Below are 23880 nucleotides of genomic sequence, written 5' to 3' on the forward strand. Positions count from 1 at the left end.
AAGGGCGATCGCCGCCAAACCGGTTTAGGAATGATAAGGTGACGAAATATTAGCCGAAAGAGAGTGTCGCAGCACCCTCAGATTGCAGTAAGTTACACATCAGCTAGACCGCTAGACCGCTCATTACGCCAATCCCTATTTACGTCAGTCCCATTACGCCAATCCCCATTACGCCAAGACCCATTACGCCAAGACCCTAACCCCCTCTTCCAAAAAAATATGCCCAACCACAGTCACAACGGTCTGTATATTGCGCTGATCAGTGTGCATGGCTTGATTCGGGGTCAGAATATGGAGCTAGGGCGCGATTCTGACACAGGCGGCCAGGTGAAGTACGTGGTGGAGCTGGCCCGCGCCCTGGCCCAGCAACCCGGCGTGGCAGCGGTCGATTTGTTTACCCGGCTGATTGCCTCGCCCGATGTGGATCAAGACTATGGCGAGGACCTTGAGCCGCTGGGCGGCAAGGCCCGGATTGTGCGAATTGTGGCGGGCCCGCCAGAAGAATACATCCCCAAGGAGCAACTGTGGGATCACTTGGACAGCTTTGTGGACAATATGCTGGCGTTTTTTCGCACGAGCGATCGCGTGCCAGACCTGATCCACAGCCACTATGCCGATGCAGGCTACGTAGGCAGTCGCTTAGCAAACTTCCTAAATGTGCCGCTGGTGCATACTGGGCACTCGCTGGGACGGGTCAAGCGGACGCGGCTTCTGGCCAACGGGTTGTCGTCGCAGGATATTGACCAGCGCTATAACATGCTGCGCCGAATCGAGGCAGAAGAGCTAACCCTGGCAAGCGCTGAGTTAATTATTACCAGCACGCGCCAGGAGGTGGAGGAACAGTACGAACTGTACGACTGCTACCAGCCGGAGCGGATGCGTGTGATTCCCCCTGGTACAGACCTGACGCTGTTTTATCCGCCCCAGGGGGATGAGTGGGAAACGGCGATCGCCCAGGATATTTGCCGCTTTTTGCGCGAACCCCAAAAGCCACTGATCCTGGCGCTGTCTCGTCCCGATGCCCGCAAAAACATTGGGGCACTGGTGAAGGCCTACGGCAGTTCCGAGCAGCTCCAGGAATTGGCCAATCTGCTGATTGTGGCGGGCAGCCGGAACAATATTAAGGATATGGACGCAGGCGCTCAGGAAGTGCTGACGGAGCTATTCCTGGCATTCGATTACTATGACCTCTACGGTCGCGTTGCCTATCCCAAGCGCCACAAAGCCGACGAAGTGCCCTATATCTACCGACTGGCAGCGCTATCTGGCGGCGTATTCGTCAACCCAGCGCTAACGGAACCCTTTGGGCTGACGCTCATCGAGGCAGCGGCCAGCGGCTTGCCGATTGTGGCAACGGAGGACGGCGGCCCGCGCGACATCATCGGCAACTGCAACAACGGCATCCTGATCGATCCGCTGGACAGTGATACGATTGTTGCCGCGTTGCTGACGCTGCTAGAAAACCCAGAAAAACGGCAGCTTGCTGTTGAAAACGGGCTGCGGGGTGTGCGCGAACACTATTCCTGGGAAGCCCACGCATCCAGCTACCTGGAGGTGATTCGACCGCTGCTCGACAAGACCCAGGTAGTGGAGCGAGTGCCGCTGTCACGCCGCGCTATGGTCTACAACGATCGGGCGATCGTTACCAGCCTCGATCAAAACCTGCTGGGCAACCCGGTTGATATTCCCTACTTTGTCGAAGTACTGCGCGAGAATCGCAAGTCTACGGCTTTCGCTGTGGCCACCGGGCGGACACTAGAGTCTGCCCTGAAAGTGATGCGCCAGTATCATATTCCCGAACCCGATGTGCTAATCAGCAGCAGCGGCACGGTGATTCACTATCGTCCAGATTTTACAGAAGATACCTGGTGGAAGCGGCATATCGACCACCGCTGGACCCCCGGAGAAGTGCGGCGTGTTTTAGCCGATCTGCCAGGTCTAGAGTTGCAGCCTGGCATCCACCAGAGCCAATTCAAAATCAGCTACTTCTATGATGCGGAGGTCGCGCCCGCGATTCAGGAAATCAAGAGCCTGCTCTATCAAGAAGATTTGGCAGTGAATGTGATCTTCTCCTTTGGGCAATATCTGGATATCTTACCCATCCGCGCCTCCAAGGGACAGGCGTTGCGCTACGTCGCCGATCGCTGGGGTATTCCGCTAGAGCATATCCTGGTAGCGGGCGGCTCTGGGGCAGATGAAGACATGATGCGCGGTAATACGCTGGCGGTCGTAGTCGCCAATCGCCACCATGAGGAGTTGTCGCATCTGATGGATGGAGAACGGATTTATTACGCCAAGCAGGCCCACGCGCTGGGGATTGTGGAGGCGATCGCCCATTTTGACTTTTTCAACACCATGACAGAAGTCTAAGCGACCCAAGCTTCTGCAATTTCTGGTGTCCTAACCCCTCACTGCGCCGGCCATCATGCGCTGCTTTAGCCGCTGCGGATCGCCCGATTCCACAATGCGCCCCCCTTCCATAAAAAACGCTCCGTCGGCGTAGTTCAGTTCATCTAGGCGATGCGTCACCCAGAGCGCCGTCATGCCGCGTGTTTTCACCAGTTGCCGGACTTGATCGACCAAATCAAGCTGGCTATCGGGGTCAAGCAGGGCGGTGGGTTCGTCTAGCAGCAGCACTTCGCAATGGCGGGCGATCGCCCCTGCAATGGCCACCCGCTGCTTTTGTCCACCGCTCAGCGCGTAAATGGGCCGTCGCTGCAAATGCAGCAGGTTCACCGCCGTTAGCGCCTCCTGCACCCGCCGCTGGGTGTCTGCCGTAGACAGATTTTCTGCCACCAGTCCAAAGGCCACATCTGCCCCCACCGTTGGCATCACCAGTTGATGATCGGGATTTTGAAACACAAATCCGACGGGCTGCACCAAGTTGACCTGCCCCGACTGGGGAGCCAGTAGCCCCGTCATCAGCTTTAACAGCGTAGACTTGCCGCTGCCATTGGTGCCCAGCAGCATCCAAAATTGCCCTTTGGGGACATGCAGCGAACAGTTTTGCAATACTGGCGATTGTGCCGACCAGGCAAAGCTTACAGACTCAATGGCGATCGCCCACTCACTCATCTAACCCACCTTCAATTACAGGAGCAGCCCCCAAGAGCATTCAGGAAATTCGCCTACAGTCAGGACGGCTCCGTCAGCGCAAAAAATCCCGGCGGACGAGCCGTGCCGCTGGCTCCAGCCTTCTCCGACACCTGAACCGCCGAAATCTCGCTGACCAACACGCCCAGTTTCTTGTCCGGCTGTTTTTCGCAGGTCAACTCCAACGCCACCGGGCTGCCCGACCGAATCGCGTTCAAAATCTCTTGATACACCGCCTCCGCATCTTCTGCGGTCTTCCGCTGAATCGACAGCATCGACGGCGTATTTTTCAGCACAATGTCAACAATAAACATCTAAATCCAGACCTTTACGCACAGAAACAAATGCTACCTCTTCAGTATCTCAGACAGACCTGATTTCAGGGGAAAGGACACAAACCCGTTCTCACGCCTAAATCTCCAAAATCCAAAACCCAAAATCCAACCCCTCCTCACTCAATTCTTAAGCTAATCCGATCTCACCGATAGCTTTCCCAGAAACTATCTGTATAATGAGGGGGAAAGTAAAGAAACGTAAACTCTGCTCATACTCCGTTGTCGATTTGTGCAGCTTTGTTGCACGATCACTCACAGGTATAGGCAGAGCCTTTCAGTACTCGTACTTAATTCATTGGAGATCCGCGCTATGACCATAGCAATGGGAAGAGCGCAAGCCCAGCGAGGATGGTTTGACGTTCTCGACGACTGGCTAAAGCGCGACCGATTTGTCTTCGTAGGATGGTCAGGCATTCTGCTATTCCCCTGCGCCTACCTGGCGCTGGGAGGCTGGCTGACCGGCACCACCTTCGTCACCTCCTGGTACACCCACGGCATTGCCAGTTCCTACCTAGAGGGCTGCAACTTTTTGACCGCCGCCGTATCCACCCCGCCCAACAGCCTGGGTCATAGCCTGCTGTTTTTGTGGGGCCCCGAAGCCCAGTGGAACTTCACCCGCTGGTGTCAGCTCGGCGGCTTGTGGACGTTCGTCGCCCTGCACGGGGCTTTTGGACTGATCGGCTTCATGCTGCGACAGTTTGAGATTGCCCGTCTGGTTGGCATCCGTCCCTACAACGCCCTGGCATTTTCCGGTCCCATCGCCGTGTTTGTCAGCGTGTTTCTGCTGTACCCACTAGGACAATCGGGCTGGTTTTTTGCCCCCAGCTTTGGGGTTGCCGCCATCTTCCGATTCATCCTATTCGTGCAAGGGTTCCACAACTTTACCCTCAACCCCTTCCATATGATGGGAGTAGCGGGCATTTTGGGGGGTGCGCTGCTGTGCGCCATTCATGGCGCGACGGTGGAGAACACCCTGTACGAAGACGGCGACAAGGCGAACACCTTCCGCGCCTTCAACCCGACGCAGTCTGAAGAAACCTACTCGATGGTGACGGCCAACCGCTTCTGGTCTCAGATTTTTGGGATTGCGTTTTCCAACAAGCGCTGGCTGCACTTCTTCATGCTGTTTGTGCCAGTCACAGGCTTGTGGATGGCGAGCATCGGGATTGCGGGCTTAGCGCTGAACCTGCGGGCGTATGACTTTGTATCGCAGGAGATTCGTGCGGCGGAAGACCCAGAGTTTGAGACGTTCTACACCAAGAACATTCTGCTAAACGAGGGCATCCGCGCTTGGATGGCTCCGCAAGACCAGCCTCACGAACAATTTGTATTCCCTGAAGAGGTACTGCCTCGCGGTAACGCGCTGTAAGGGGCTTCAGCAAAGATTTGCAGCTTTGACTGAGTTTTTATTGACAGCGATTATTGCTGTTCTCTCCGCCTTCACAGTTTTGTGGAGGCGTTTTTTTTCAATGCCGTATTTCTGCCTCAAAAAATCTCCTGAAGCCCCCGTCATCTGAGACACTCAGCCGTTAGCTGTGCTATATTCTGGGGTAAGCCACGGAGAAAAGCCTAGCTTTTCACAGCGGCGCTAATGCAGTCAATACGATTAAAAGAACAGGAGGTGTTGCCCATGCAGGACAGCAGTAAACGTATGGGTCGTCAGGTTGAGATGTACTGGCTGTGCGCCGGGGCTGTTCTCTTGTAGCTTGACCCAGCTTCAATCAGAATCAAGTTTTCTGGGAGATCTTGAGATAGTTCAGAGATCCTCCCGGCAGTCTAGGTCAATTTGAAGGCCCGCTAGACCGCCCTTGCTACTGGTGTTTTGGTTTCGACGGTTAGTTTCGATCCAAGGCACTCCCAGCAAGGGCGGATAGTTTTTTGGATAGTTTTTGGGGCAGTTTCAGGGCAATTTCCAGGTCATTTTTTGGGTTGGTTTTCGATGGTTTTTCGGCAGGGATTTCAATGTGGCGATCGCCCCAACCCCTGCTAAACCGTCCTACTGTGAAGTTAGATCAAGGAGTTAGATCAACCCATCAAGCGTACTCCCGGAGGAGGTTCACCATGTCTCAAACGCTAACCGACGCTGAAATTCAGGCTCAGATGGCGCAAGTGCCTGGCTGGACTGTGGAGGGCGATCGCCTCCAGCGCACCTATCGGTTTAAGGATTTCGTAGAGGCGATCGCCTTTGTAAACAAGCTGGTCGAACCTGCCGAAGCCGCCGGACACCACCCCGACATTGCCATTTCCTACAACCGCGTCACCGTTACCCTCACCACCCACGACGCAGGCGGACTCACCCAAAAAGACTTTGACCTAGCAGCCAGCCTGGCCAACTTGTAGGCAAGCACGTAGGCGAGAACTATGAAACTCATTCGCAAACCCAGAATTTAGTCACGATTTTAGTCGTCTTAGTCGTCTTAGTCGTCTTAGTCACTGTAGTTAGTCACTATAGCCCTCAGAGGCTTACCCCCCAGAACCGAGTTCCTGGGGGGCTTCTTATTTGGGTCACTTCCGAAACCTGCCAGTGGAGCAAACCAGCGTCATCTCCAATTGCAAATCTCTTGCATTTTGGTTTCAAACTTGGTATTTTTTTTCTGGATCTAGTTGATATAGATTCTCAACTAGTGAGCCTCTTTGGAAGAGGGCCGAACGTACATCCTTTAAGGCTGTTCGGTTCATTTGCCAGGATGATTCGTCTGGCAAACTCGATAGAGGAGCCGTCTACTATTGCAACTTTTGCAGTAAGACAATCTTCGGTTGTAAACAGGTTTAGTTGCAAATTAAATTCAGGTGTGAGGACACAAGCAATGCTGTCAAAGGTTCTTTGGAACTCTTTGCTGGTCACTCCAGCAGTTTTGGGCGCTGCCCTGGTCACTGCGATTGCCCCTGCCAGCGCTCAGGTTCAGTCTGAGCCTTCCGTGGCAACCCTCGATCAGGTGATGCAGTACAGCAACGAAGGTCGCAACAGTGGCTCTCTGGCCCAGGTGACCTCGGTCACTGAGTTTTCAGATGTCAGCCCCGGAGACTGGGCTTACGAAGCGCTCGCCTACCTGGCCAACTCCGAAGCGCAAGGCGGTCTAGACTGCTTGGAAGGATATCCCGACGGCACCTATCGCGGGGGTCGGGCAATGACCCGCTTCGAGTTTGCGGCTGGTCTGGCTTCCTGCTTGGATGCAGTGGTGGGTCGTCTGGAAAGCCTCGACCCGGAAGCACTGGCCCGCATCGAAGCCCTCCAGCGCGAGTTCGCTGCTGAGCTGGCTGTGCTGCGCGGTCGCGTGGATGCCCTGGAAGCAGCAGTGGAAGAACTGGAAGCCAACCAGTTCTCAACCACCACCCGTTTGAGCGGCACTGCTATCTTTGCCTTCTCTGATGCCTTTGGAAGTGATGTCTATGAAGATGCAAACAACACCGTGTTCCAAAGCCGAGTTCGCCTGGGCTTCAATACCAGCTTCACAGGTCGAGATCGACTTCTAACTCGGTTGCAAGGGGGCAACTTCAAGGACTTTGTGAATGTTCCGAGTATCTTTATCACCCCAGCAACCGAGGCATCCAGCACTCGCTTCTTTGACGAGTACGGCGATTTCTCCTTTGATAGCGGCGGCGACTTTGCCGTGGCAGTAGACCGCCTAGAATACTACTTTCCCTTTGGGCTAGGTCGTGTTTACCTCGGCGCACAAGGGCAGCGCATCTCAGATATGGTGTCTACGATTAGCTCCTTCGACAGTGGCGAGCAAGGAGCGTTATCCTCCTTCAATCGCAATCCCATCTACGACGTGGGAAAAAACGAGCAACGGGTCGGCTTTGGAGTCACCCTTGACCTATCCGATGATCTCCAGCTTGGGTTGGGCTATCTCACGGGCAGAGGCAATGAGCCGAATGATCGTGCAGGGTTATTTGATGGCGGCTACACGGCCTTTGGCCAGTTAACCTTTACTCCGGGCAACCTGAAGCTTGGTTTAACCTACACGAATGTCTACAGTTCTCATCAGGTCGCAAGCGGTATCTTTGCCCCGTCGGTCTATAACAGCTACGGCATCAGCTTTGAGCTAGGCCTGACTGACAGTAACAGCATCTTCATCGGCGGCTGGGGCATGTATACAGACACCCGCACCTTCGGAGGGCCACTGGCTTTTCGGGGGGATGGAGAAGCTTGGTCCTATGCACTGACCCTCGGCTTTCGTGACCTCGGTAGCCGAGGTAGCCTGCTAGGGATTATTGCTGGCGTGCCGCCCTACCAAGGCTCTTTTGGCAACAGCACACTAGGAAACGCCAGTCCCTTTAACACAGGAGGGGCATTTCACGCAGAAGCGTTTTACCGCTTTCAAGTGTCTGACAATATTTCTTTGACTCCAGGAGTCATTTTCGTAACGGATGTTGCAGATTCTGGAACCGATTTATTCATTCCTGTGCTTCGCACCTCTTTCCGATTCTAATGTTCGATGTCCTGTGGTCAACTTTCAGCCCTCGGAATTGGCCACAGGGCACCGAGTTTTATGTTCCCTTAATCGATTTACTCACGCCAAATAGAGAGCAACCTGCTACACTGAGGGGTGTTTGAGTGAGCGCAGTCTGTAGAGTTAGCAATCATTGTTGTAAAAGATTTCTCATCCGCCACGCAGATTTCTCCGTGTTGCTTGGGTAGAAGTCTCGAGCAGTCAATGTTATAACGATTATTGATTGCGAGTTCTTTATTTTAGGTGTGAGGACACAAGCAATGCTGTCAAAGGTTCTTTGGAACTCTTTGCTGGTCACTCCAGCAGTTTTGGGCGCTGCCCTGGTCACTGCGATCGCCCCTGCCAGCGCTCAGGTTCAGTCTGAGCCTTCCGTGGCAACCCTCGATCAGGTGATGCAGTACAGCAACGAAGGTCGCAACAGTGGCTCTCTGGCCCAGGTGACCTCGGTCACTGAGTTTTCAGATGTCAGCCCCGGAGACTGGGCTTACGAAGCGCTCGCCTACCTGGCCAACTCCGAAGCGCAAGGCGGTCTAGACTGCTTGGAAGGATATCCCGACGGCACCTATCGCGGGGGTCGGGCAATGACCCGCTTCGAGTTTGCGGCTGGTCTGGCTTCCTGCTTGGATGCAGTGGTGGGTCGTCTGGAAAGCCTCGACCCGGAAGCACTGGCCCGCATCGAAGCCCTCCAGCGCGAGTTCGCTGCTGAGCTGGCTGTGCTGCGCGGTCGCGTAGATGCGCTGGAAGCAGCAGTGGAAGAACTGGAAGCCAACCAGTTCTCAACCACCACTCGCTTGAATGGTCGCGCGATCTTCGCCTTTTCCGATATTTTCGGTAGCAGCAGCATCGAAGACGCAAACAACACGGTGTTCCAAAGCCGCGTTCGTTTGAACTTTGACACCAGCTTCACAGGTGAAGACCGCTTGAGAACTCGTCTGCAAGCCGGCAACTTCGTCGATTTCAACGCAGTTCCGGGTGCTCAAATCTCTCCCGTCAGCCAGGATTACACGGAACCCACTGATTTCTCCTTCGACAGCGGCGGTGCCTTCAATGTGACTGTTACTCGTCTGGAGTACTACTTCCCTCTCGGCCCTGCCACAGTTTACTTGGGCGCTCGTGGTCAAGGGATCTCCGACATCGTGACTTCGGTCAGCTCACTCGACGACCCTGAGCAGGGTTCGCTGTCCTACTTTGGCTACAACCCGATTTATGACTTGGGTGGCGCTGCTCAGGATATCGGCTTTGGTCTGACTTTTGACCTGAGCGATGCATTCCAGCTTGGTTTGGGCTACCTGACTGGCGAAGGTAACGATCCCTCCAACGGTGCAGGTCTGTTCAATGGTGACTACACTGCCTTTGGTCAGTTGACCTTCTCTCCTGGCGATCTGACGGTGGCACTGACCTACGTCAACAGCTACATTTCTGAGCCGAACAGCCTGGGTGATTTCTCGCCTTCTGTTTACAACGGTTACGGTATTAGCTTTGAGTTCGGTCTGTCGGATGCCTTCACCATCGGTGGTTGGGGTATGTATGTCGATACCCGCACCTTTGGTGGTCCTCTGGCATTCCGGGGTGACGGCGAAGCTTGGTCCTATGCTCTGACTCTGGGTATTGGTGACTTGGGTGTTGAAGGCAGCTTGCTGGGCATCATTGCTGGTGTACCTCCCTATCAAGGTTCCTTCGGCAACTCTACCCTGGGCAACGTTGCTCCTTTCAACACGGGTGGTTCCTTCCATGCTGAAGTGTTCTACCGCTTCCCGGTGTCTGACAACATCTCTCTGACTCCTGGCGTGATCTTCGTGAGCAACATTGGGGACACCAATGATGATGCCTTCATCGGTGTACTCCGTACCTCCTTCCGCTTCTAGAGTTCAGGTTTCATCAGGGCTTATGTCCTGCTGATCAGTTTCGATGAATGCTAGAAAGACCCTGCTTCGGCGGGGTCTTTTATTTTGGGCAGTTGAATCCAAGAAAAACCAAAACCCCGGTGGAGAACCGGGGTATACTGAGGAAGCTACTGATTTTTGATGAGCTTGTGGAACTTTCCTGTAAGACTGAGTATGCCCTGCTGGCACTTCTAGAATTGACGAATCACTACAGCAGTGGAGAGCCGCTGCAAATTCGCCAAATCGCTGCGGAGCAGAACATTCCAGACCGCTATCTAGAGCAACTGCTGGCCACGCTGAGGCGTGGGGGACTGGTGCGGAGCCAGCGGGGAGCGAAAGGCGGTTATGTACTGGCACGAGAACCCTGGAAGATCAGCTTACTGGAAGTCGTGAACTGTATTGAGGGACAGGACGCACAGACCACCGACACGAGACGTGATACCAAAACCGTTGAGGGAATGGTGATTTGGGAGGTGTGGCAGGAGGCGGGGCAGGCAGCCGATGCGGTTTTGCAAAAACAGACTTTGCAGGATCTGTCTGACAAGCGCGAAGCTCGCCGCCGTTTAGACATCATGTATTACATCTGATACATCATAAAGTTGGACTGAATCTAACCATGCGAATAGCTCAAAATATTACTCAGTTGATTGGCGGCACGCCGCTTGTGCAGTTGAACCGGATTCCCCAGGCGGAGGGCTGTGTCGCTCAGATTGTGGTGAAACTGGAGGGCATGAATCCTTCTGCCTCAGTTAAAGACCGCATTGGGATTAGCATGATTGAGGCGGCGGAACAGGCGGGCAAGATTGAGCCGGGCAAGACCGTTTTGGTGGAGCCGACCTCTGGGAATACGGGCATTGCGCTGGCGATGGCGGCGGCGGCAAAGGGCTATCGGCTGATCCTGACGATGCCAGACACGATGAGTTCAGAGCGGCGAGCGATGTTGCGGGCGTTTGGGGCAGAGTTGGAGCTAACGCCTGGAATCGAGGGCATGAGCGGCTGCATTCAGCGGGCGCAGCAGATTGTTGCCCTGTTGCCGGATGCCTACATGCTGCAACAGTTTAGCAACCCGGCAAATCCTCAAATTCATCGAGACACAACGGCGCTGGAAATCTGGCAAGACACCGACGGCGGAGTCGATATTTTGGTTGCGGGCGTGGGCACGGGTGGTACGTTGACGGGCGTGGCTGAAGTGCTGAAGGAGAAGAAGCCGGGATTTCGGGCGATCGCCGTTGAACCCGCCAACAGCCCGGTGATCTCTGGCGGCCGCCCCGGCCCGCACAAAATCCAGGGTATTGGCGCAGGCTTTATTCCCCAAGTATTGAACACAGAAATCATCGACGAAGTGGTGACCGTGACCGATGACGAGGCGATCGCCTTTGGTCGTCGGCTAGCCCGCGAAGAAGGGTTGCTCTCTGGGATTTCCAGCGGCGCGGCATTGGCGGCCGCCATCAAAGTGGGCCAGCGCCCCGAAAACGCCAACAAGCTGATTGTCATGATTCAACCCAGCTTTGGTGAGCGCTACCTCAGCACTCCCCTCTTCCAAGATCCCGAACTGGTTGCGTCTGGTTCGCTGAGTACCTAAGTCTTTGAAAGACGCGCTTTACACACGCCTTACAATAGGCGTATGCAGCAGCAAGACCACTATAAAACTCTGGACGTTCACCAGACGGCGACCCAGGCTGAGATCAAGCAGTCCTATCGCCGCCTGGTGAAGCAGTTTCATCCCGATCACAATCCCGACCTAGACGGGCACGATCAGATTGCAACCATTAACGCTGCCTACGAAGTGCTGGGCGATCCCCAGCGTCGCCGCACCTATGACCGGGAGTTGCACGACGCAGAACGGCTAAAAGCGGCAGGGTTTGACATTTATGAAGAGTCTGCAAGCAGCCGCCAGCAGCGCACGGCCGAAGCGCAGCGTCGCTATCGGCAGCGCCAGACCGGGCAAGACGACGACCAGCAGCTCAAGCTATGGCTGACGCGAGTTTATCAGCCGGTCAACCGACTGATTTCTAAAATTCTGAATCCGCTTAAAGAGCAGCTTGATGATCTTGCCTATGATCCATTTGATGACGAATTGCTAGAGGCATTTCAGGCGTATCTAGACGAATCCCGCGAATTGCTGCACAAGGCCCAGACTACGTTTAAATCGATGTCAAACCCGCCCAGCACGGCAAAGGCCGCTGCCGATTTGTTCTATTGCCTGAGCCAAGTGGGAGATGGCATCGATGAGCTAGAGCGATTTGTCACCAGCTACAACGAGCAGTACTTGCACACAGGTAAGGAATTATTTCGGATTGCCAAAGGGCTGAAGCGGGAGGCGCAGGCAGCAGTGAAGCGAATTGGGTAAGAGCAAAAATCAGGAACCCCTAGAATTCCCCTTTGATTCTGTTGTCGGGGCAATCGGTTTCAAGTTCATAAGTCCTGACCCCTGATCCCTGGGTTGTGCGTCACAATAGAAAAGCTGTGTCAATTTGGGTTGCGGGATCAAGGCTGAACCAGTCCCTAACTGCCAACCCTCAGTCCTCCCATGTCCCTTCCGATTGTTGCCGTTATTGGTCGCCCCAACGTAGGTAAGTCTACCCTTGTCAACCGACTGGCAGAGGGTGCGGGATGCGATTTGTGCATAATGAGCCGGGGGTGACGCGCGATCGCACGTACAAGCCTGCCTTTTGGAATGACCGCGACTTTTTGGTGGTGGATACCGGCGGGCTGGTGTTCGATGACGACACCGAATTTTTGCCGCTGATTCGAGAGCAGGCAATGGCGGCGCTGGCGGAGGCGAGCGTGGCGGTGATGGTGGTAGACGGACAGGCAGGCGTGACGGCGGCCGACGAGGCGATCGCCACCTGGCTGCGGCAACAGTCTGTCCCCGTGCTGCTGGCGGTCAACAAATGCGAATCGGTGGAGCAAGGGCTGATTCAGGCGGCGGAATTTTGGAGCCTAGGGCTGGGGGAACCTTATCCTGTGTCGGCGATTCATGGCAGCGGCACAGGCGACCTGCTGGACAAACTGATTCCCTTCTTGCCGCCGACCGATCAGCTGGAAGAAACTGAGGAGATTCGGGTTGCAATTGTGGGTCGCCCCAACGTAGGTAAATCTAGCCTGCTAAATGCATTTGTGGGAGAAAAGCGGGCGATCGTCAGCCCTATTTCGGGCACAACCCGCGACGCAATCGATATGCAGGTCGAGCGCAACGGCCAGCGCTATCGGCTGATCGACACCGCAGGCATCCGCAAGAAAAAGCAGGTGGAATATGGCCCAGAATTCTTTGGGATCAACCGAGCGTTTAAGGCAATTCGGCGGGCGGATGTGGTGCTGCTGGTGATCGACGCAATCGACGGCGTGACGGAACAGGATCAGAAGCTGGCTGGGCGCATTGCCGATGACGGGCGGGCTTGCGTCGTCGTGATCAACAAATGGGACGCGATTGAAAAAGATTCCCACACGATTTATGAATACGAGCGGCATCTGGAAGATCGACTGCACTTTACCAACTGGGCAGAGACAATCTTTGTCAGCGCGATGACCGGGCAGCGGGTGGAAAAGATTTTGGAACTGGTGAACCGGGCTGCCGAGCAGCATCGCCGCCGCGTTTCGACCTCGGTGATTAACGAAGTGCTGGAGGAGGCGGGCAACTGGCACTCGCCGCCGACCACGCGCCAGGGTCGCCAGGGCAAGATTTATTACGGTACACAGGTCAGCACCCAACCCCCGGCGATCGCCCTATTTGTCAACGATCCCAACCTGTTTAACGACAACTATCGTCGCTATATCGAGCGCCAGTTTCGCCAGTCGCTCGGCTTTGTGGGTACGCCAGTTCGCTTCTTTTGGCGAGGCAAAAAGCTGCGAGAAGTGGAGCGTGGCTCTGCAAACCGAGCGACGAAGGTGTAAGCGGAACGGCTATGGATCTGCTGCGATCGCTCCCCATCGGGCTATATCTAGAGCAACCCGTTACCTGGCTACATCGGCTTGATCCCCGCGTCAAAGCGGCCTGGCTGATGGCATTCGTGCTAACCCCGATCGCCGCAACCCCCTACTGGCGGCTGTCGCTGGTAGGCTGGCTGCTAGCGCTGATGGTGAGTACGCTGCTGCCGCTGCGCGTCTGGAAGCGGCAGGTCGGGCTGGCGGCGGGATTTAGCCTGCTGCTGTTTTTGGTGACGCTGGTCGTGCCTGACGGGTTGACGGTTACTCATCAGCCGCGCACCCCTGCGGACGAGCTAAGCATCACCGTGCCTCCGTCGTCCTCATCTGCAACTCCGTCCGTCGGGGAGGATGCGCCCATAACGCTGAACCTGGGCAATGGCTATCAGTATGTACTGCTTCAGGCAGGGCCGCTGCGCGTCACGCGGCGATCGCTCAATCTGGGCATCCGAGTCGGCACGCTGGTTTTCACGCTGCTGGTCAGCACGAACCTATTTTTGCTAACCACTGCGCCAGAGGAGATCACCGCTGGGCTAGAGCGCTTGCTAAGACCGCTAGGACGGTTTGGCATCCCTGTTACCGAAATCGTGCTGACGCTGACGCTCTCGCTGCGCTTTATTCCGCTGGTGCTAGAGGAGATTCAAAACCTAATCCGCTCCGTGCGAACCCGCGCCATCAACTGGCGAAAGCTGGGGTTTCGAGGCAGTTCCCAAGTCGCCCTCACCGTCGCAGAACGCCTAGTCGATAACCTGCTGGTTCGCGCCACCCAGATTGCCAGCGCCATGCAGGTGCGAGGCTTCACCAGTCCCAACCGCCATCAGGTCAAGTGGCATCAGTTTCACGTGTTTTGGCTCGATTGGCTAGCGATCGCCGTTCTGATGCTATTCATCCTCGCCCGCATCCGCTGGGGCAGCTAGCAGGCACGCCCAGAGCGTAGCCCAGACAAGCAGCAGGAAATGTTGCAAACTCGTGCAGAACTCCTTAACCTAGCGATAAAAACTTAAAGAAAACTTGTTTTTGTAGCGCCACTATACAAACTAGCATACAGTATTACTGTGAACGCATTTTGAGGCACGATTGAACAGCTCTCTAAACATCTCTCTAGGGACGGATATCGTCCATATTCCTCGAATCAGGGCGTTGATTGACCGTTTTGGCGATCGCTTTTTGAAAAAGGTCTACACTGTTATCGAGCAGCAAGACTATTGGCAAGCCTGCGCCCAGGCCATCGAAAATCAGGTTGGCATTACCAGACTGGCAGGACGATGGGCGGCAAAAGAGGCGGTAGTTAAAGCAATGGGCACTGGCTGGCGAGGAATTCGCTACACCGATATCGAAATTCAGCGACAGGGAAACGGCGCGCCAACGGTTTGTCTACACGGCACAGCAGCCCAGTGGGCAACTCAAGTGGGTGGCGGAAACTGGCGACTCAGCCTCAGCCATGACGGAGAGTATGCGATCGCCACGGCACTGTTTCTGGGCCTCGCAGCCGAATAAGATCCACCTGGGCAAAGTGAGCTGGTCGAAATCACCTGGGCAGGTTCACTGAGTCAAGGTCTTATCGTTTCAACATGCAGTCGGGCTGTCTGCATGAACTGCTCAGTCAAAACGCTTGATGAGGAGCTTCTTTCAATAAACCTCTTTGGGTGAGCGTTTTGCGTTTTGGTTAAGTTTTTACCGAACTTGTTAGACCACTTTAGACAACTTGTTAGACCAAACGGTTCAGCCAAAGCTCTTAGCCTGCCTCCAAAACATCCTGAACGTTGCGCTTCTCTGTCGTTCCACACTCTGCTAATCTGCTGTCATCATTTAACAATTTTATGAAATTTGCTCAATCGCTATCTGCCCCACCATCAGGAGCTAATGCAACTCGAATGAGTCGCGAATCCTACCTGAACCACCCAACCTTTGGGCTGCTCTATCAGGTTTGCGAAGTTACCGCAAATCAAGATTTGTTTGCGACACTCTACGCGCAGCGGCTGTTCTTTTTGGTGACGGCCTCCTCAGAAGGCTTGCAGTTTGAGCCGATCGGTCGCTCAGATGCCCGCATTTTGCTGGAGAATCGTTTGCGGGGTCTGCGTCGCAGCGGCAGCGAAGCGGAGTATGCCGCGTTGCAACTGGTCTATAAACAGACCTTTCAGTAGTCTGCTAAATGAACACTGCGCGGAATATCTGAAAGGTCGCAGAACCATCATTCCAGAAGTCCACGTCAGAAGGGATCGGCATGAGTGCTGCTGCGCCTGAGGCGATCGCCCAAACGATTCATCAAATTCGTCAAACGCTGCCCGATACGGTGCGGCTGATGGCAGTCACCAAGCAAGTGTCTCCCGCCGCAATGCGGGCCGCCTATGCCGCAGGCATCCGCGACTTTGGTGAAAGTCGGCTGCAAGAGGCGATCGCCAAACAAGCCGAACTGCGCGACCTGAGCGATGTGACCTGGCACCTGATCGGGCATTTGCAAAGCAACAAGGCCGCCAAAGTCCTCGACCATTTCCACTGGATTCACTCCGTAGACAGCCTCAAGCTGGCCCAGCGCCTCAATCAGCTAGCGGGCGATCGCCCCACCCGCCCACGCGTCTGCCTCCAGGTTAAAATTCTTCCTGACCCCAATAAATTTGGCTGGACGGTGCCAGCGTTGCTAGCTGACCTGCCCCTGCTCGACGAGTGTCAGCACTTGAATATCGTTGGGCTGATGACGATTCCGCCCTATGGACTAGAGCCAGCTGTAACGAAATCAGTCTTTGTGCAAACTCGCGAACTGGCTGAAAAAATTCGTCATCAAACCCTCAAAACGATCCGAATGGAAGAACTGTCGATGGGAATGTCAGAAGATTATCCCCTGGCCATCGAAGCCGGAGCGACCATCGTCCGGCTAGGTCGGGTCTTGTTTGGCGAACGAACCGCAACCTGATTATCGGTCAGGTAACCGACCAGCGATCATATTTCGTTTTTCATGAAGATGCCAGTGGAAGGGCGATCGCATGGCACACTAGCTAATGCAAAAGCCGCATTCCATTCAGCATGACGCGACCGATTGATTCCCTTTCTCCTGCCACTGCCCAAGCCCTTAGTGCCCCTTCCGAGCAGGCGATCGCCACCCAAGCCCGCAAAGCCGAACACATCCGCGTCTGCCTGGAAGAAAACGTCCAGTCGCACCTCACCACGGGTCTAGAGCGCTATCGGTTTACCCACTGCTGTTTGCCGGAACTGGCTCCAGCTGATTTGAACTTGCATACAACCTTTTTGGGCAAGGCGCTGACGGCTCCGCTGCTGATTTCTTCTATGACAGGCGGCACAGATTTGGCGCGAGTGATCAACCTACGGCTGGCGGCGGGCGGCGCAGCGACACGGGCTGGCGATGGGGCGTGGGGTCGCAGCGCGTCGCCATCGAAAATCCAGAGGTGGTGTCTACCTTTGCCGTGCGCTCCGCTGCGCCAGATATTCTGCTCTTTGCCAACCTGGGCGCGGTGCAGTTGAACTATACCTACGGCGTGGAGGAGTGTCTGCGGGTGGTGGACTGGCTCCAGGCGGACGCGCTGGTGTTGCACCTGAACCCGCTGCAAGAGTGTGTGCAAACGCGGGGGCGATCGCAACTTTCGCGGCCTGTTCGACAAAAATCGCGGCGCTGTGCACGCCCTGCCCGTGCCCGTGATTGCCAAAGAAGTCGGCAACGGCATTTCTGCGCGAATGGCGCAGCGGCTGATTGATTGTGGGGTGGGGGCAATCGACGTGGCGGGTGCTGGCGGCACGTCCTGGGCCCGAGTAGAAAGCGAACGCGCCCAAGATCCGCTCCAGCGCCGCCTGGGCAATACCTTTGCTGACTGGGGCATTCCCACGGCGGAATGCATCACCTCGATCCGAGCGATCGCCCCCCAGATTCCCCTAATTGCCTCTGGCGGTCTGCGAAATGGGCTGGATGTGGCCAAGGCGATCGCCCTGGGTGCAGACCTGGGTGGACTCGCCCTCCCCTTCTTGCAAGCCGCTGCCGACTCCGATGCCGCCCTAGATGAGCTGATCAAAGCCCTGATCGCAGAACTTAACACCGTCCTGCTTTGTACGGGCAGCGCTGCATTGCGGGATTTGCGGGAGCCGGGGATCTTGGTCAAAGCGGGGGCGAGAATGGAGTGATGCAATCCCCCTCGATTCCACGGTTCTCCATTCTCGCGCTGCGAACCTACTCCGGCTTTTCTTCAAAGGTCAGCGAAGCGGAGTTGATGCAATAGCGCATTCCCGTGGGTGCGGGGCCGTCGTTGAACACATGGCCCAAGTGAGCGCCACAGGTTTCGCAGTGGACTTCGACCCGGCGCATAAAGAAACTGTTGTCTTCCTCGTAGCCCACGTTTTCGGCCGCCAGCGGGGCCCAATAGCTCGGCCAGCCCGTGCCAGAGTCAAACTTGGTTTCGGAGCTAAACAGCGGCGTGCCGCAGCAGACGCACTTGTAAATACCAGGAGCCTTGTGGTTGTGATAGGCCCCGGTAAAGGCGCGTTCGGTGCCCTTTTTGCGGGTGACGTTGTACTGCTCTGGTGTCAACTGCGCTTTCCACTCAGCGTCAGACTTCACAATTTTTTCTGCCATGATGATTCCTTCAATCCTGCTTCTATTGTAAAGCTGTGTAAAGCTTTCGAGGCAGGACTGGTTTGCAAGTCTGGGTCGAGGGGTGCAGCAACGCCTCAGGCAGTCGCCACGGGTTCTAGCGCCAGCGCACTCATCAGCCGCTCCAGGTCAAAATGGCTCTGCATCAACTGGCGGATGTGCTGCACTTTGATCGATTCATGCAGGCGCACCTGACCAAAGGTGCGATCGATAATTTCCACCGTGGTCAGCGTGTCTAGATCAACAGAGAGAATGGGCACTTCCAGGTCTTCGGCACGGCTGAGGACGGCGGGTGTTGGCGGAATTTGCCCGGTCAGAATCAGGCAGTGCGTCGAGGTTTCCAGCGCTGCAAGCTGAATATCGGGGCGATCGCCCCCCGTCACCACCGCCATGTTGCGCGATTTGCGAAAATACTTGAGCGCCGAGTTCACATTCATCGCGCCAATTTTCAGGCTTTCCACCATTAAGTCCAGCCGATCCGGGCGACACAGCACCTCTGCATTCAGCTGATGCACCAGTTCCGCTACGCTGACGCTCCGCAGCAAGTCGCTCCGGGGCAACACCGCCAGCACTGGAATCCCCTTGCTTTCCAGAAATGAGCGGACGTTGGCATCCACCGCGTCTACCTGATCCAGCGGCACATCGTTCAGCAGCACCCCCTGGAGGCGATCGCCCAGCACCCGCTTCGAGGCCAGCAGCGAATCCACCACCAATTCTGAGTGATAGCGAGATACCAGCAGCACAGGCGCATCCAGCACCTCCGCCATCTGCGGCAGCGTCAGGTCAAACAAAGAGCCTTCGTCCAGGGTTCCTGGCCCCTCCAACAGCACCAAACTGCCGCCCTGCATCCGCTCATAGGCAGACAGCGCCTGCTGATAGTGGGTAGAGTCTTCGCCCCTGATGCGGCGGGCGATCGTGTTCGGGTCGAGCGAGAGCAGCGTGGGACGCAACCGACTTTCTGGCAGGTTCAGGGTGGCCGCGATGAACCGCACGTCTTCATCTAGCGTGTCTGCTTCCGACTCGCTCAGGCAAGTCCCCATCGGTTTGCCGTAGGCAATATCCACCCCTCTCTCTTGAAACAGGTGCGCCAACCCCAGAATAATTGCAGACTTGCCACTATACGCTTCGGGAGACCCAACGAGTAAATACTGCACAGACTCACCCACCCACCTTTTCTGAAAGACACGCTTTTGCTGCAAGACACGTCCGACGCTGCGGACTTCTCCCCATTGTAGAAGAGGTCTTTGCTTTCACAAGGGGGGGGCGGGCGAGTTCAGAAACCCCGCTTATTCATCCAAACGCAGCAGCTTGCGATAGAAACCCTGCGAAAAGTCTGCTATGCGGTTGGATTTGAAGTAAAAAATCACGTCGATTAAAAAATCGACAAACTCAAAATTTGCCAGCGTGACTTCATAGCTCAGCTCGGCGTTGCCATCAAACTGCATCCGGCAGCGCGTTAGGTCAGCAGGCAGCGACGACACGCTCCAGCTTGCCACGAACGGAATGCTCTCTCCCCCCTCGATCTTGCGAGACCCCTCCAGGCTGCCCTTTTGATAAAGGCTGATGGCGAGGGGCAGGGCGTTGCGCTTGCGGCCCTGATAGTAGGGTGCGTACACGTTCACGTCGCGAGGATTTGCAGGTTGAAGGGTCTCGATGGACATGCTCAAATCGTCCTTGGAGTCTCAATAGTTAGCAGGTGAAGAGTTGCAAACCAGCAGCGTGGGGATAGCAGGCTGGGCGATCGCCAGGATCTAGCCAAGATTTGCACCCTCCCCAGCAGCTATAGATGGACAAAGATGGACAACGGGTAGTGGATCACGACTAATGATTCACTACTGATTCAGTATGCCCTGTTCCCCCGGTTTGATAGCACCGCCTGCGAGAAAAATCGCAGAGAGACCACGTCATGACCTGAATCAGTGCTTCCCCAGTTGCAACCTTTTCAACGGTTTCAAGACGGGATCGCTCTCGAGACGTTAATTTAGACGGCGATCGACGACTTACAAGGCGGAACAAACTTTTGGCAGACTAAAAGAAAGTAAAAATGTATCAGAAATCACAATGAACTCTGGGCGACAACTTTAGCATGAGGGCTTTATGACTTGGTTTAGGACGATGCCTTTTGTGCCAGCATTACTGATTTTGAAGCGTCCCTGTTTGTAGCATAGGGCGCGTTCTGTCTGAGCTTGGTTCTGGGCTGAAGATGGGCTGAATGAACGGGTGAATTGAATGGGCTGAGGGTGGGCGCTTTCTCTCTCGACTCCTTCACTTTTCTATGGGGTTCTATGAGGCGGTTCTACGAGGCGATCGCCTCTGAGTCTCTCCTTCACCCTTGCGCTATCTAAACCAGGGAAATTGCAACCAACTATCACATCGTTAAAGCGATAGGGAGGATCAACTATGGAGCCTGAGGTTCTCCAGTCGGAACCCGGATCGCCTACGCCGCAATACAGCGGCATTTGGGCTAAGCTGGCAAACTTTTTTCGGTTCGACCAACACGGTACAAACTTTCGGACTGAGACGCTGGCGGGGTTCACCATTTTCATGACCATGGCCTACATCCTGGTCGTCAACCCGCTGATTCTGTCGGATGCAATTTTCCTGCAAGAACCGCGAGATCTGTTCGGTGAACAGGTGTTTGCGACGGCAATCTCAGCGGCGATCGCCACCCTAGTCATGGCCCTGATCGCCAACTATCCCTTCGCCCTGGCTCCTGGCATGGGGCTAAATGCCTTCTTTGCCTACTCCGTCGTGTTGACGCTGGGCTTTGACTGGCGGCTCGCTCTGGCGGCAGTGCTAGTGGAAGGCATCATCTTTATCCTTCTCACCTTTACCAATGTCCGTAAGCAGATTGTCGATGCCATCCCGATGACGCTGAAAACGGCGACCTCTGTGGGCATCGGCTTTTTCATCGCCTACATTGGGCTGGCGGGCGACCCGGCCACCGGCGGTGCTGGGCTGATTGCTGCCAGCCCAGTCACCAAGACCACGCTGGGCAGCTTGGGCAATCCCAATGCGCTGCTGGCCCTGTTTGGCATTGCCCTAACGACGGCCTTCTTGGTGCGGCGAGTGCGCGGAGCATTGCTCTGGGGAATTTTGGCAACGGCGGTGCTGGGCTGGATTTTGGGCGTGTCGCCCTGGCCTAGGGGCATTGTTGGCGCACCCCAGTTTCCGGTCGATCTGTTCGGCCAGGCGTTTAGCGGACTGGGCATGGTCACGGGCAGCAACTGGATCGATTTCCTGGCGGTGCTGCTGGTGTTTCTATTTGTGGATATGTTTGATACCGTAGGCACGCTGTCGGGCGTAGGCAAGCGGGCCGGCTTTTTGACAGAAACGGGCGAACTGCCCCGCACCAATCAGGCGCTATTGGCTGATGCGGTGGGCACAACAGCCGGGGCGATTGTCGGCACTTCGACCGTCACTACCTATGTAGAATCGGCAGCGGGCGTAGCCGAAGGCGGCCGCACGGGCTTTACGGCCCTGGTGACAGGCATCCTGTTTGCCCTGGCGATTTTCCTGGTGCCGTTGTTTGAGGCGATTCCTGCCTACGCCACGACTCCAGCCCTGGTGATTACGGGTGTGCTAATGATGGCAGGCGCAGCAGACATTCGCTGGGCCGACCCTGCCGAAGCGGTTCCCGCCTTCCTCACCATCTTCTTCATCCCGCTGTCCTTCTCCATTGCGACGGGCCTTTCCCTGGGCTTCATTGCCTATCCCCTGGCCAAGACCTTCCAGGGCAAAGCCCATGAAGTGAGCCTGGCCACCTGGATTTTGGCAGCGATTTTCGTAGCACGGTTTATCTTTATGACGCTGCGCTTTGGCTCAGCGGAGTAATCGGGTGATGGAGGCACGGGCGAATGGGGAGTGGGACGGTGGCTTTCTAGCACTCCCTAACCCCGTGACTCCATGACTCCACCCCTGCTGGTACTGTTCCGATGTCTATCCAATGCTTCTCTCAACTCGCAATCCTTTTGCAATATCATCCAGTTGTCCTGGCGACGGTCATCCAGGTGAGGGGATCGGTGCCGCGTGAGGTGGGGGCGCGGATGCTGGTTTGGAACGATGGCCAGATCTGGGGGACGATTGGCGGCGGGGCGGGTGAGGCCAAGGTCATTCGCGCCGCGCAGGCGGTACTGGCATCGGGCGAAAAGCAGCAGGTGCAAATTGACCTGTCGGGTGCGCCAAACCGCGAGATTCAGGGCGTGTGCGGCGGCTGGATGCAGGTGTGGGTAGAGCGCTGGCAGGGGGAAGGGGCGATCGCCCTGGCCCGGTCTATCTGCGATCGCCTCCAGTCGGGACAGCCCGCCACGCTAGTTACGCCCCTTGCTATTGACCTTGCTCCTGATCAGTCGCCTTACCTGGCCGATGAGTTGGGGAATGGACGGGCGATCGCCCTCAGCGAATCTGCCTTTGTCGAAACGCTACAGCCGCCGCCTGCTTTGCTGATCGTCGGCGCGGGTCACGTTGGCGAACAGTTGGCCAAAGTCGCAGCTCTCATTGGCTTTCAGGTGATGGTGCAGGACGATCGTCCAGAGTGGGCCAACGCCGACCGCTATCCCCAGGCGACGCGCATCTTTGCCGAGCCGATTGCTAGCGCTCTGCGCCAGCTAGCGCCTCATCCCCAGCTTTATGTCGCCCTGGTGACTCGCGGCTACCAATATGACCTAGAGGCGCTGGACTGTTTGCTAAGCCGCAATTTGCCTTGTTGCTACCTGGGTATGATTGGCAGCGAAAAGCGCGTGCGCCAGGTCTATCAGGCGATCGCCCAGCGCGGCATTGATCCCAGCAGGTTGCAAACCCTCTACGCCCCCATCGGGTTAGACATCGGTGCCCTCACTCCAGAAGAAATTGCCGTCAGCATCGCTGCCGAGCTAATCCTGGTTCGGCGCGGCGGCACAGGGCGATCGCTCTCCGCATCCCTCCGCCAGTCCGCCACCCCTCTTTAGCGTTCGCGTTTACGATTCCATCCCTCTGCCACCCTGTCACCCCCTCGTGTCCTAATGTCTTTCAACCCCTCTACGCCCGCCCTCGCCAAATCGCCCATTGTCCTGGTTGCACCCTTCTTCTTTTTGGGGACGGCGATGGTGGTGATGAAATTTGTTCTGCCGCATACCACGCCGCTGTTTCTGGCAGGATTTCGGCTCCTGCCTGCGGGGCTGCTGGTGCTGCTGGTGGGGGCGATCGCCAAACTGCCGCAACCTCAGGGCTGGAAAGCGTGGAGTTGGATCGCGCTATTTGGTCTGGTCGATGGCGCACTGTTCCAGGGCTTTCTGAGCGAAGGACTGGTGCATACAGGTGCGGGGCTGGGAGCCGTGCTAATCGACGCGCAGCCGATGATTGTGGCAGTGTTGTCGCGGTTCATTCTGAACGATGTGATTGGGCTTTGGGGCTGGATTGGGCTGGCGATTGGGGTGCTGGGCGTAGCGCTGTGCGGTTTGCCAGAAGCAGCGTGATTCGTGATTTTGCTTCGTTGTTCTGACGAATGGATGGATGCTTATGCCCAAAGAGCGATCGTTTTGTGTCGCTTTACCCGGTCTTAACTTTAGACAGGCTTAAATAGGGGAGGCGATGCCTTGCTATGGCTTCCTGAACGCAAC

At 55.9% G+C, this 23880-nt stretch carries 25 protein-coding genes; 20 read left to right on the forward strand and 5 right to left on the reverse strand.

Features of this window, described 5'->3' with window-relative positions; genetic code table 11:
- The first annotated feature begins 219 nt into the window (after positions 1-219).
- Positions 220-2370, forward strand: a complete 2151-nt coding sequence (locus O77CONTIG1_RS04410) for an HAD-IIB family hydrolase (protein WP_068508394.1) — start codon at positions 220-222, stop codon at positions 2368-2370.
- A gap of 30 nt (positions 2371-2400) precedes the next feature.
- On the opposite strand, the gene O77CONTIG1_RS04415 is transcribed toward O77CONTIG1_RS04410, so the two are convergent.
- Both O77CONTIG1_RS04415 and O77CONTIG1_RS04420 read right to left on the reverse strand, forming a co-directional pair.
- Positions 2401-3075 (reverse strand): energy-coupling factor ABC transporter ATP-binding protein, encoded by a 675-nt coding sequence (locus O77CONTIG1_RS04415; RefSeq protein WP_068508397.1) that lies wholly within the window; start codon positions 3073-3075, stop codon positions 2401-2403.
- A gap of 59 nt (positions 3076-3134) precedes the next feature.
- Positions 3135-3407 carry a hypothetical protein gene (locus tag O77CONTIG1_RS04420; protein WP_068508399.1) on the reverse strand — a complete coding sequence of 91 codons (273 nt, stop codon included), beginning with the start codon at positions 3405-3407 and terminating at the stop codon, positions 3135-3137.
- A 331-nt stretch (positions 3408-3738) separates the two neighbouring features.
- On the opposite strand from O77CONTIG1_RS04420, the gene psbD reads away from it, so the two are divergent.
- From psbD to O77CONTIG1_RS27760, 16 genes are all read left to right on the forward strand, one after another.
- The gene (gene psbD, locus O77CONTIG1_RS04425) at positions 3739-4797 is read left to right on the forward strand and encodes a photosystem II D2 protein (photosystem q(a) protein) (RefSeq protein ID WP_068508400.1); all 1059 of its coding nucleotides are present in this window, start codon (positions 3739-3741) and stop codon (positions 4795-4797) included.
- A 692-nt stretch (positions 4798-5489) separates the two neighbouring features.
- Complete coding sequence (locus tag O77CONTIG1_RS04430) at positions 5490-5768, forward strand: 4a-hydroxytetrahydrobiopterin dehydratase (RefSeq protein WP_068508402.1); 279 nt, start codon at positions 5490-5492, stop codon at positions 5766-5768.
- 467 nt (positions 5769-6235) lie between these two features.
- The gene (locus O77CONTIG1_RS04435) at positions 6236-7861 is read left to right on the forward strand and encodes an iron uptake porin (RefSeq protein WP_068508404.1); all 1626 of its coding nucleotides are present in this window, start codon (positions 6236-6238) and stop codon (positions 7859-7861) included.
- Positions 7862-8142: 281 nt separating this feature from the next.
- On the forward strand, positions 8143-9747 hold the full coding sequence (locus O77CONTIG1_RS04440) for an iron uptake porin (protein WP_197673320.1): 1605 nt from the start codon (positions 8143-8145) through the stop codon (positions 9745-9747).
- A gap of 167 nt (positions 9748-9914) precedes the next feature.
- Entirely contained in the window at positions 9915-10352 is a 438-nt protein-coding gene (locus tag O77CONTIG1_RS04445) for an RrF2 family transcriptional regulator (protein WP_068516006.1), read from the forward strand.
- A 29-nt stretch (positions 10353-10381) separates the two neighbouring features.
- Entirely contained in the window at positions 10382-11347 is a 966-nt protein-coding gene (gene cysK / locus O77CONTIG1_RS04450) for a cysteine synthase A (RefSeq protein ID WP_068508408.1), read from the forward strand.
- Positions 11348-11389: 42 nt separating this feature from the next.
- Positions 11390-12115 (forward strand): DnaJ domain-containing protein, encoded by a 726-nt coding sequence (locus O77CONTIG1_RS04455; RefSeq protein ID WP_068508410.1) that lies wholly within the window; start codon positions 11390-11392, stop codon positions 12113-12115.
- Positions 12116-12295: 180 nt separating this feature from the next.
- Positions 12296-12409: a GTPase gene (locus O77CONTIG1_RS27745; RefSeq protein ID WP_197673321.1), complete on the forward strand. Its 114-nt coding sequence runs from the start codon at positions 12296-12298 to the stop codon at positions 12407-12409.
- Positions 12379-13659, forward strand: a complete 1281-nt coding sequence (der, locus tag O77CONTIG1_RS04460) for a ribosome biogenesis GTPase Der (RefSeq protein ID WP_197673322.1) — start codon at positions 12379-12381, stop codon at positions 13657-13659. The genes O77CONTIG1_RS27745 and der overlap by 31 nt, the downstream gene beginning before the upstream one ends.
- Positions 13660-13670: 11 nt before the next feature.
- A complete protein-coding gene (locus tag O77CONTIG1_RS04465; protein ID WP_068508412.1) occupies positions 13671-14606 on the forward strand; it encodes an energy-coupling factor transporter transmembrane component T family protein in 936 nt (311 codons plus the stop codon).
- A gap of 160 nt (positions 14607-14766) precedes the next feature.
- Positions 14767-15186 carry a holo-ACP synthase gene (gene acpS / locus O77CONTIG1_RS04470; protein WP_068508414.1) on the forward strand — a complete coding sequence of 140 codons (420 nt, stop codon included), beginning with the start codon at positions 14767-14769 and terminating at the stop codon, positions 15184-15186.
- Positions 15187-15563: 377 nt separating this feature from the next.
- A complete protein-coding gene (gene pipX, locus O77CONTIG1_RS04475) occupies positions 15564-15833 on the forward strand; it encodes a transcriptional coactivator PipX (RefSeq protein ID WP_068508416.1) in 270 nt (89 codons plus the stop codon).
- Between the two features lie 80 nt (positions 15834-15913).
- Positions 15914-16600 (forward strand): YggS family pyridoxal phosphate-dependent enzyme, encoded by a 687-nt coding sequence (locus tag O77CONTIG1_RS04480; RefSeq protein ID WP_068508418.1) that lies wholly within the window; start codon positions 15914-15916, stop codon positions 16598-16600.
- A gap of 110 nt (positions 16601-16710) precedes the next feature.
- Positions 16711-17166, forward strand: coding sequence for a hypothetical protein (locus tag O77CONTIG1_RS27750; protein WP_286132536.1), 456 nt, complete (start codon positions 16711-16713; stop codon positions 17164-17166).
- Positions 17157-17396: a hypothetical protein gene (locus O77CONTIG1_RS27755; protein WP_286132537.1), complete on the forward strand. Its 240-nt coding sequence runs from the start codon at positions 17157-17159 to the stop codon at positions 17394-17396. Before O77CONTIG1_RS27750 ends, O77CONTIG1_RS27755 begins: the two co-directional genes overlap by 10 nt.
- Positions 17317-17817 (forward strand): alpha-hydroxy-acid oxidizing protein, encoded by a 501-nt coding sequence (locus O77CONTIG1_RS27760; RefSeq protein ID WP_286132538.1) that lies wholly within the window; start codon positions 17317-17319, stop codon positions 17815-17817. The genes O77CONTIG1_RS27755 and O77CONTIG1_RS27760 overlap by 80 nt, the downstream gene beginning before the upstream one ends.
- Positions 17818-17863: 46 nt before the next feature.
- Here O77CONTIG1_RS27760 and msrB read toward each other — a convergent pair whose 3' ends face one another.
- The 3 genes from msrB to ebsA form a co-directional block, all read right to left on the reverse strand.
- The gene (gene msrB, locus O77CONTIG1_RS04490) at positions 17864-18265 is read right to left on the reverse strand and encodes a peptide-methionine (R)-S-oxide reductase MsrB (RefSeq protein ID WP_068508420.1); all 402 of its coding nucleotides are present in this window, start codon (positions 18263-18265) and stop codon (positions 17864-17866) included.
- A gap of 95 nt (positions 18266-18360) precedes the next feature.
- Positions 18361-19449: a phosphotransacetylase family protein gene (locus O77CONTIG1_RS04495; RefSeq protein ID WP_068508422.1), complete on the reverse strand. Its 1089-nt coding sequence runs from the start codon at positions 19447-19449 to the stop codon at positions 18361-18363.
- A 120-nt stretch (positions 19450-19569) separates the two neighbouring features.
- On the reverse strand, positions 19570-19944 hold the full coding sequence (ebsA, locus tag O77CONTIG1_RS04500) for a type IV pilus biogenesis protein EbsA (protein ID WP_068508424.1): 375 nt from the start codon (positions 19942-19944) through the stop codon (positions 19570-19572).
- Between the two features lie 739 nt (positions 19945-20683).
- Here ebsA and O77CONTIG1_RS04505 point away from each other — a divergent pair.
- The 3 genes from O77CONTIG1_RS04505 to O77CONTIG1_RS04515 all read left to right on the forward strand — a co-directional run bounded on the left by O77CONTIG1_RS04505 (position 20684) and on the right by O77CONTIG1_RS04515 (position 23736).
- Complete coding sequence (locus O77CONTIG1_RS04505; RefSeq protein ID WP_068508426.1) at positions 20684-22117, forward strand: NCS2 family permease; 1434 nt, start codon at positions 20684-20686, stop codon at positions 22115-22117.
- Between the two features lie 137 nt (positions 22118-22254).
- Positions 22255-23229, forward strand: a complete 975-nt coding sequence (locus O77CONTIG1_RS04510; RefSeq protein ID WP_286132540.1) for an XdhC family protein — start codon at positions 22255-22257, stop codon at positions 23227-23229.
- 54 nt (positions 23230-23283) lie between these two features.
- The gene (locus tag O77CONTIG1_RS04515; protein ID WP_084782184.1) at positions 23284-23736 is read left to right on the forward strand and encodes a DMT family transporter; all 453 of its coding nucleotides are present in this window, start codon (positions 23284-23286) and stop codon (positions 23734-23736) included.
- Positions 23737-23880 lie beyond the last annotated feature (144 nt).

Origin of the sequence: Leptolyngbya sp. O-77 (genome assembly GCF_001548395.1) — a bacterium.
In the GTDB taxonomy this organism is placed as follows: Bacteria; Cyanobacteriota; Cyanobacteriia; order Elainellales; family Elainellaceae; genus Thermoleptolyngbya.

Excerpts from the sequence above, each read along its gene's own strand:
- O77CONTIG1_RS04410 (WP_068508394.1), top strand. The coding sequence starts at position 220 with ATGCCCAACCACAGTCACAACGGTCTGTATATTGCGCTGATCAGTGTG.
- O77CONTIG1_RS04415 (WP_068508397.1), bottom strand. The coding sequence starts at position 3,075 with ATGAGTGAGTGGGCGATCGCCATTGAGTCTGTAAGCTTTGCCTGGTCG.
- O77CONTIG1_RS04420 (WP_068508399.1), bottom strand. The coding sequence starts at position 3,407 with ATGTTTATTGTTGACATTGTGCTGAAAAATACGCCGTCGATGCTGTCG.
- psbD (WP_068508400.1), top strand. The coding sequence starts at position 3,739 with ATGACCATAGCAATGGGAAGAGCGCAAGCCCAGCGAGGATGGTTTGAC.
- O77CONTIG1_RS04430 (WP_068508402.1), top strand. The coding sequence starts at position 5,490 with ATGTCTCAAACGCTAACCGACGCTGAAATTCAGGCTCAGATGGCGCAA.
- O77CONTIG1_RS04435 (WP_068508404.1), top strand. The coding sequence starts at position 6,236 with ATGCTGTCAAAGGTTCTTTGGAACTCTTTGCTGGTCACTCCAGCAGTT.
- O77CONTIG1_RS04440 (WP_197673320.1), top strand. The coding sequence starts at position 8,143 with ATGCTGTCAAAGGTTCTTTGGAACTCTTTGCTGGTCACTCCAGCAGTT.
- cysK (WP_068508408.1), top strand. The coding sequence starts at position 10,382 with ATGCGAATAGCTCAAAATATTACTCAGTTGATTGGCGGCACGCCGCTT.
- O77CONTIG1_RS04455 (WP_068508410.1), top strand. The coding sequence starts at position 11,390 with ATGCAGCAGCAAGACCACTATAAAACTCTGGACGTTCACCAGACGGCG.
- O77CONTIG1_RS27745 (WP_197673321.1), top strand. The coding sequence starts at position 12,296 with ATGTCCCTTCCGATTGTTGCCGTTATTGGTCGCCCCAACGTAGGTAAG.
- der (WP_197673322.1), top strand. The coding sequence starts at position 12,379 with ATGCGATTTGTGCATAATGAGCCGGGGGTGACGCGCGATCGCACGTAC.
- O77CONTIG1_RS04465 (WP_068508412.1), top strand. The coding sequence starts at position 13,671 with ATGGATCTGCTGCGATCGCTCCCCATCGGGCTATATCTAGAGCAACCC.
- pipX (WP_068508416.1), top strand. The coding sequence starts at position 15,564 with ATGAGTCGCGAATCCTACCTGAACCACCCAACCTTTGGGCTGCTCTAT.
- O77CONTIG1_RS04480 (WP_068508418.1), top strand. The coding sequence starts at position 15,914 with ATGAGTGCTGCTGCGCCTGAGGCGATCGCCCAAACGATTCATCAAATT.
- O77CONTIG1_RS27750 (WP_286132536.1), top strand. The coding sequence starts at position 16,711 with ATGACGCGACCGATTGATTCCCTTTCTCCTGCCACTGCCCAAGCCCTT.
- msrB (WP_068508420.1), bottom strand. The coding sequence starts at position 18,265 with ATGGCAGAAAAAATTGTGAAGTCTGACGCTGAGTGGAAAGCGCAGTTG.
- ebsA (WP_068508424.1), bottom strand. The coding sequence starts at position 19,944 with ATGTCCATCGAGACCCTTCAACCTGCAAATCCTCGCGACGTGAACGTG.
- O77CONTIG1_RS04505 (WP_068508426.1), top strand. The coding sequence starts at position 20,684 with ATGGAGCCTGAGGTTCTCCAGTCGGAACCCGGATCGCCTACGCCGCAA.
- O77CONTIG1_RS04515 (WP_084782184.1), top strand. The coding sequence starts at position 23,284 with ATGTCTTTCAACCCCTCTACGCCCGCCCTCGCCAAATCGCCCATTGTC.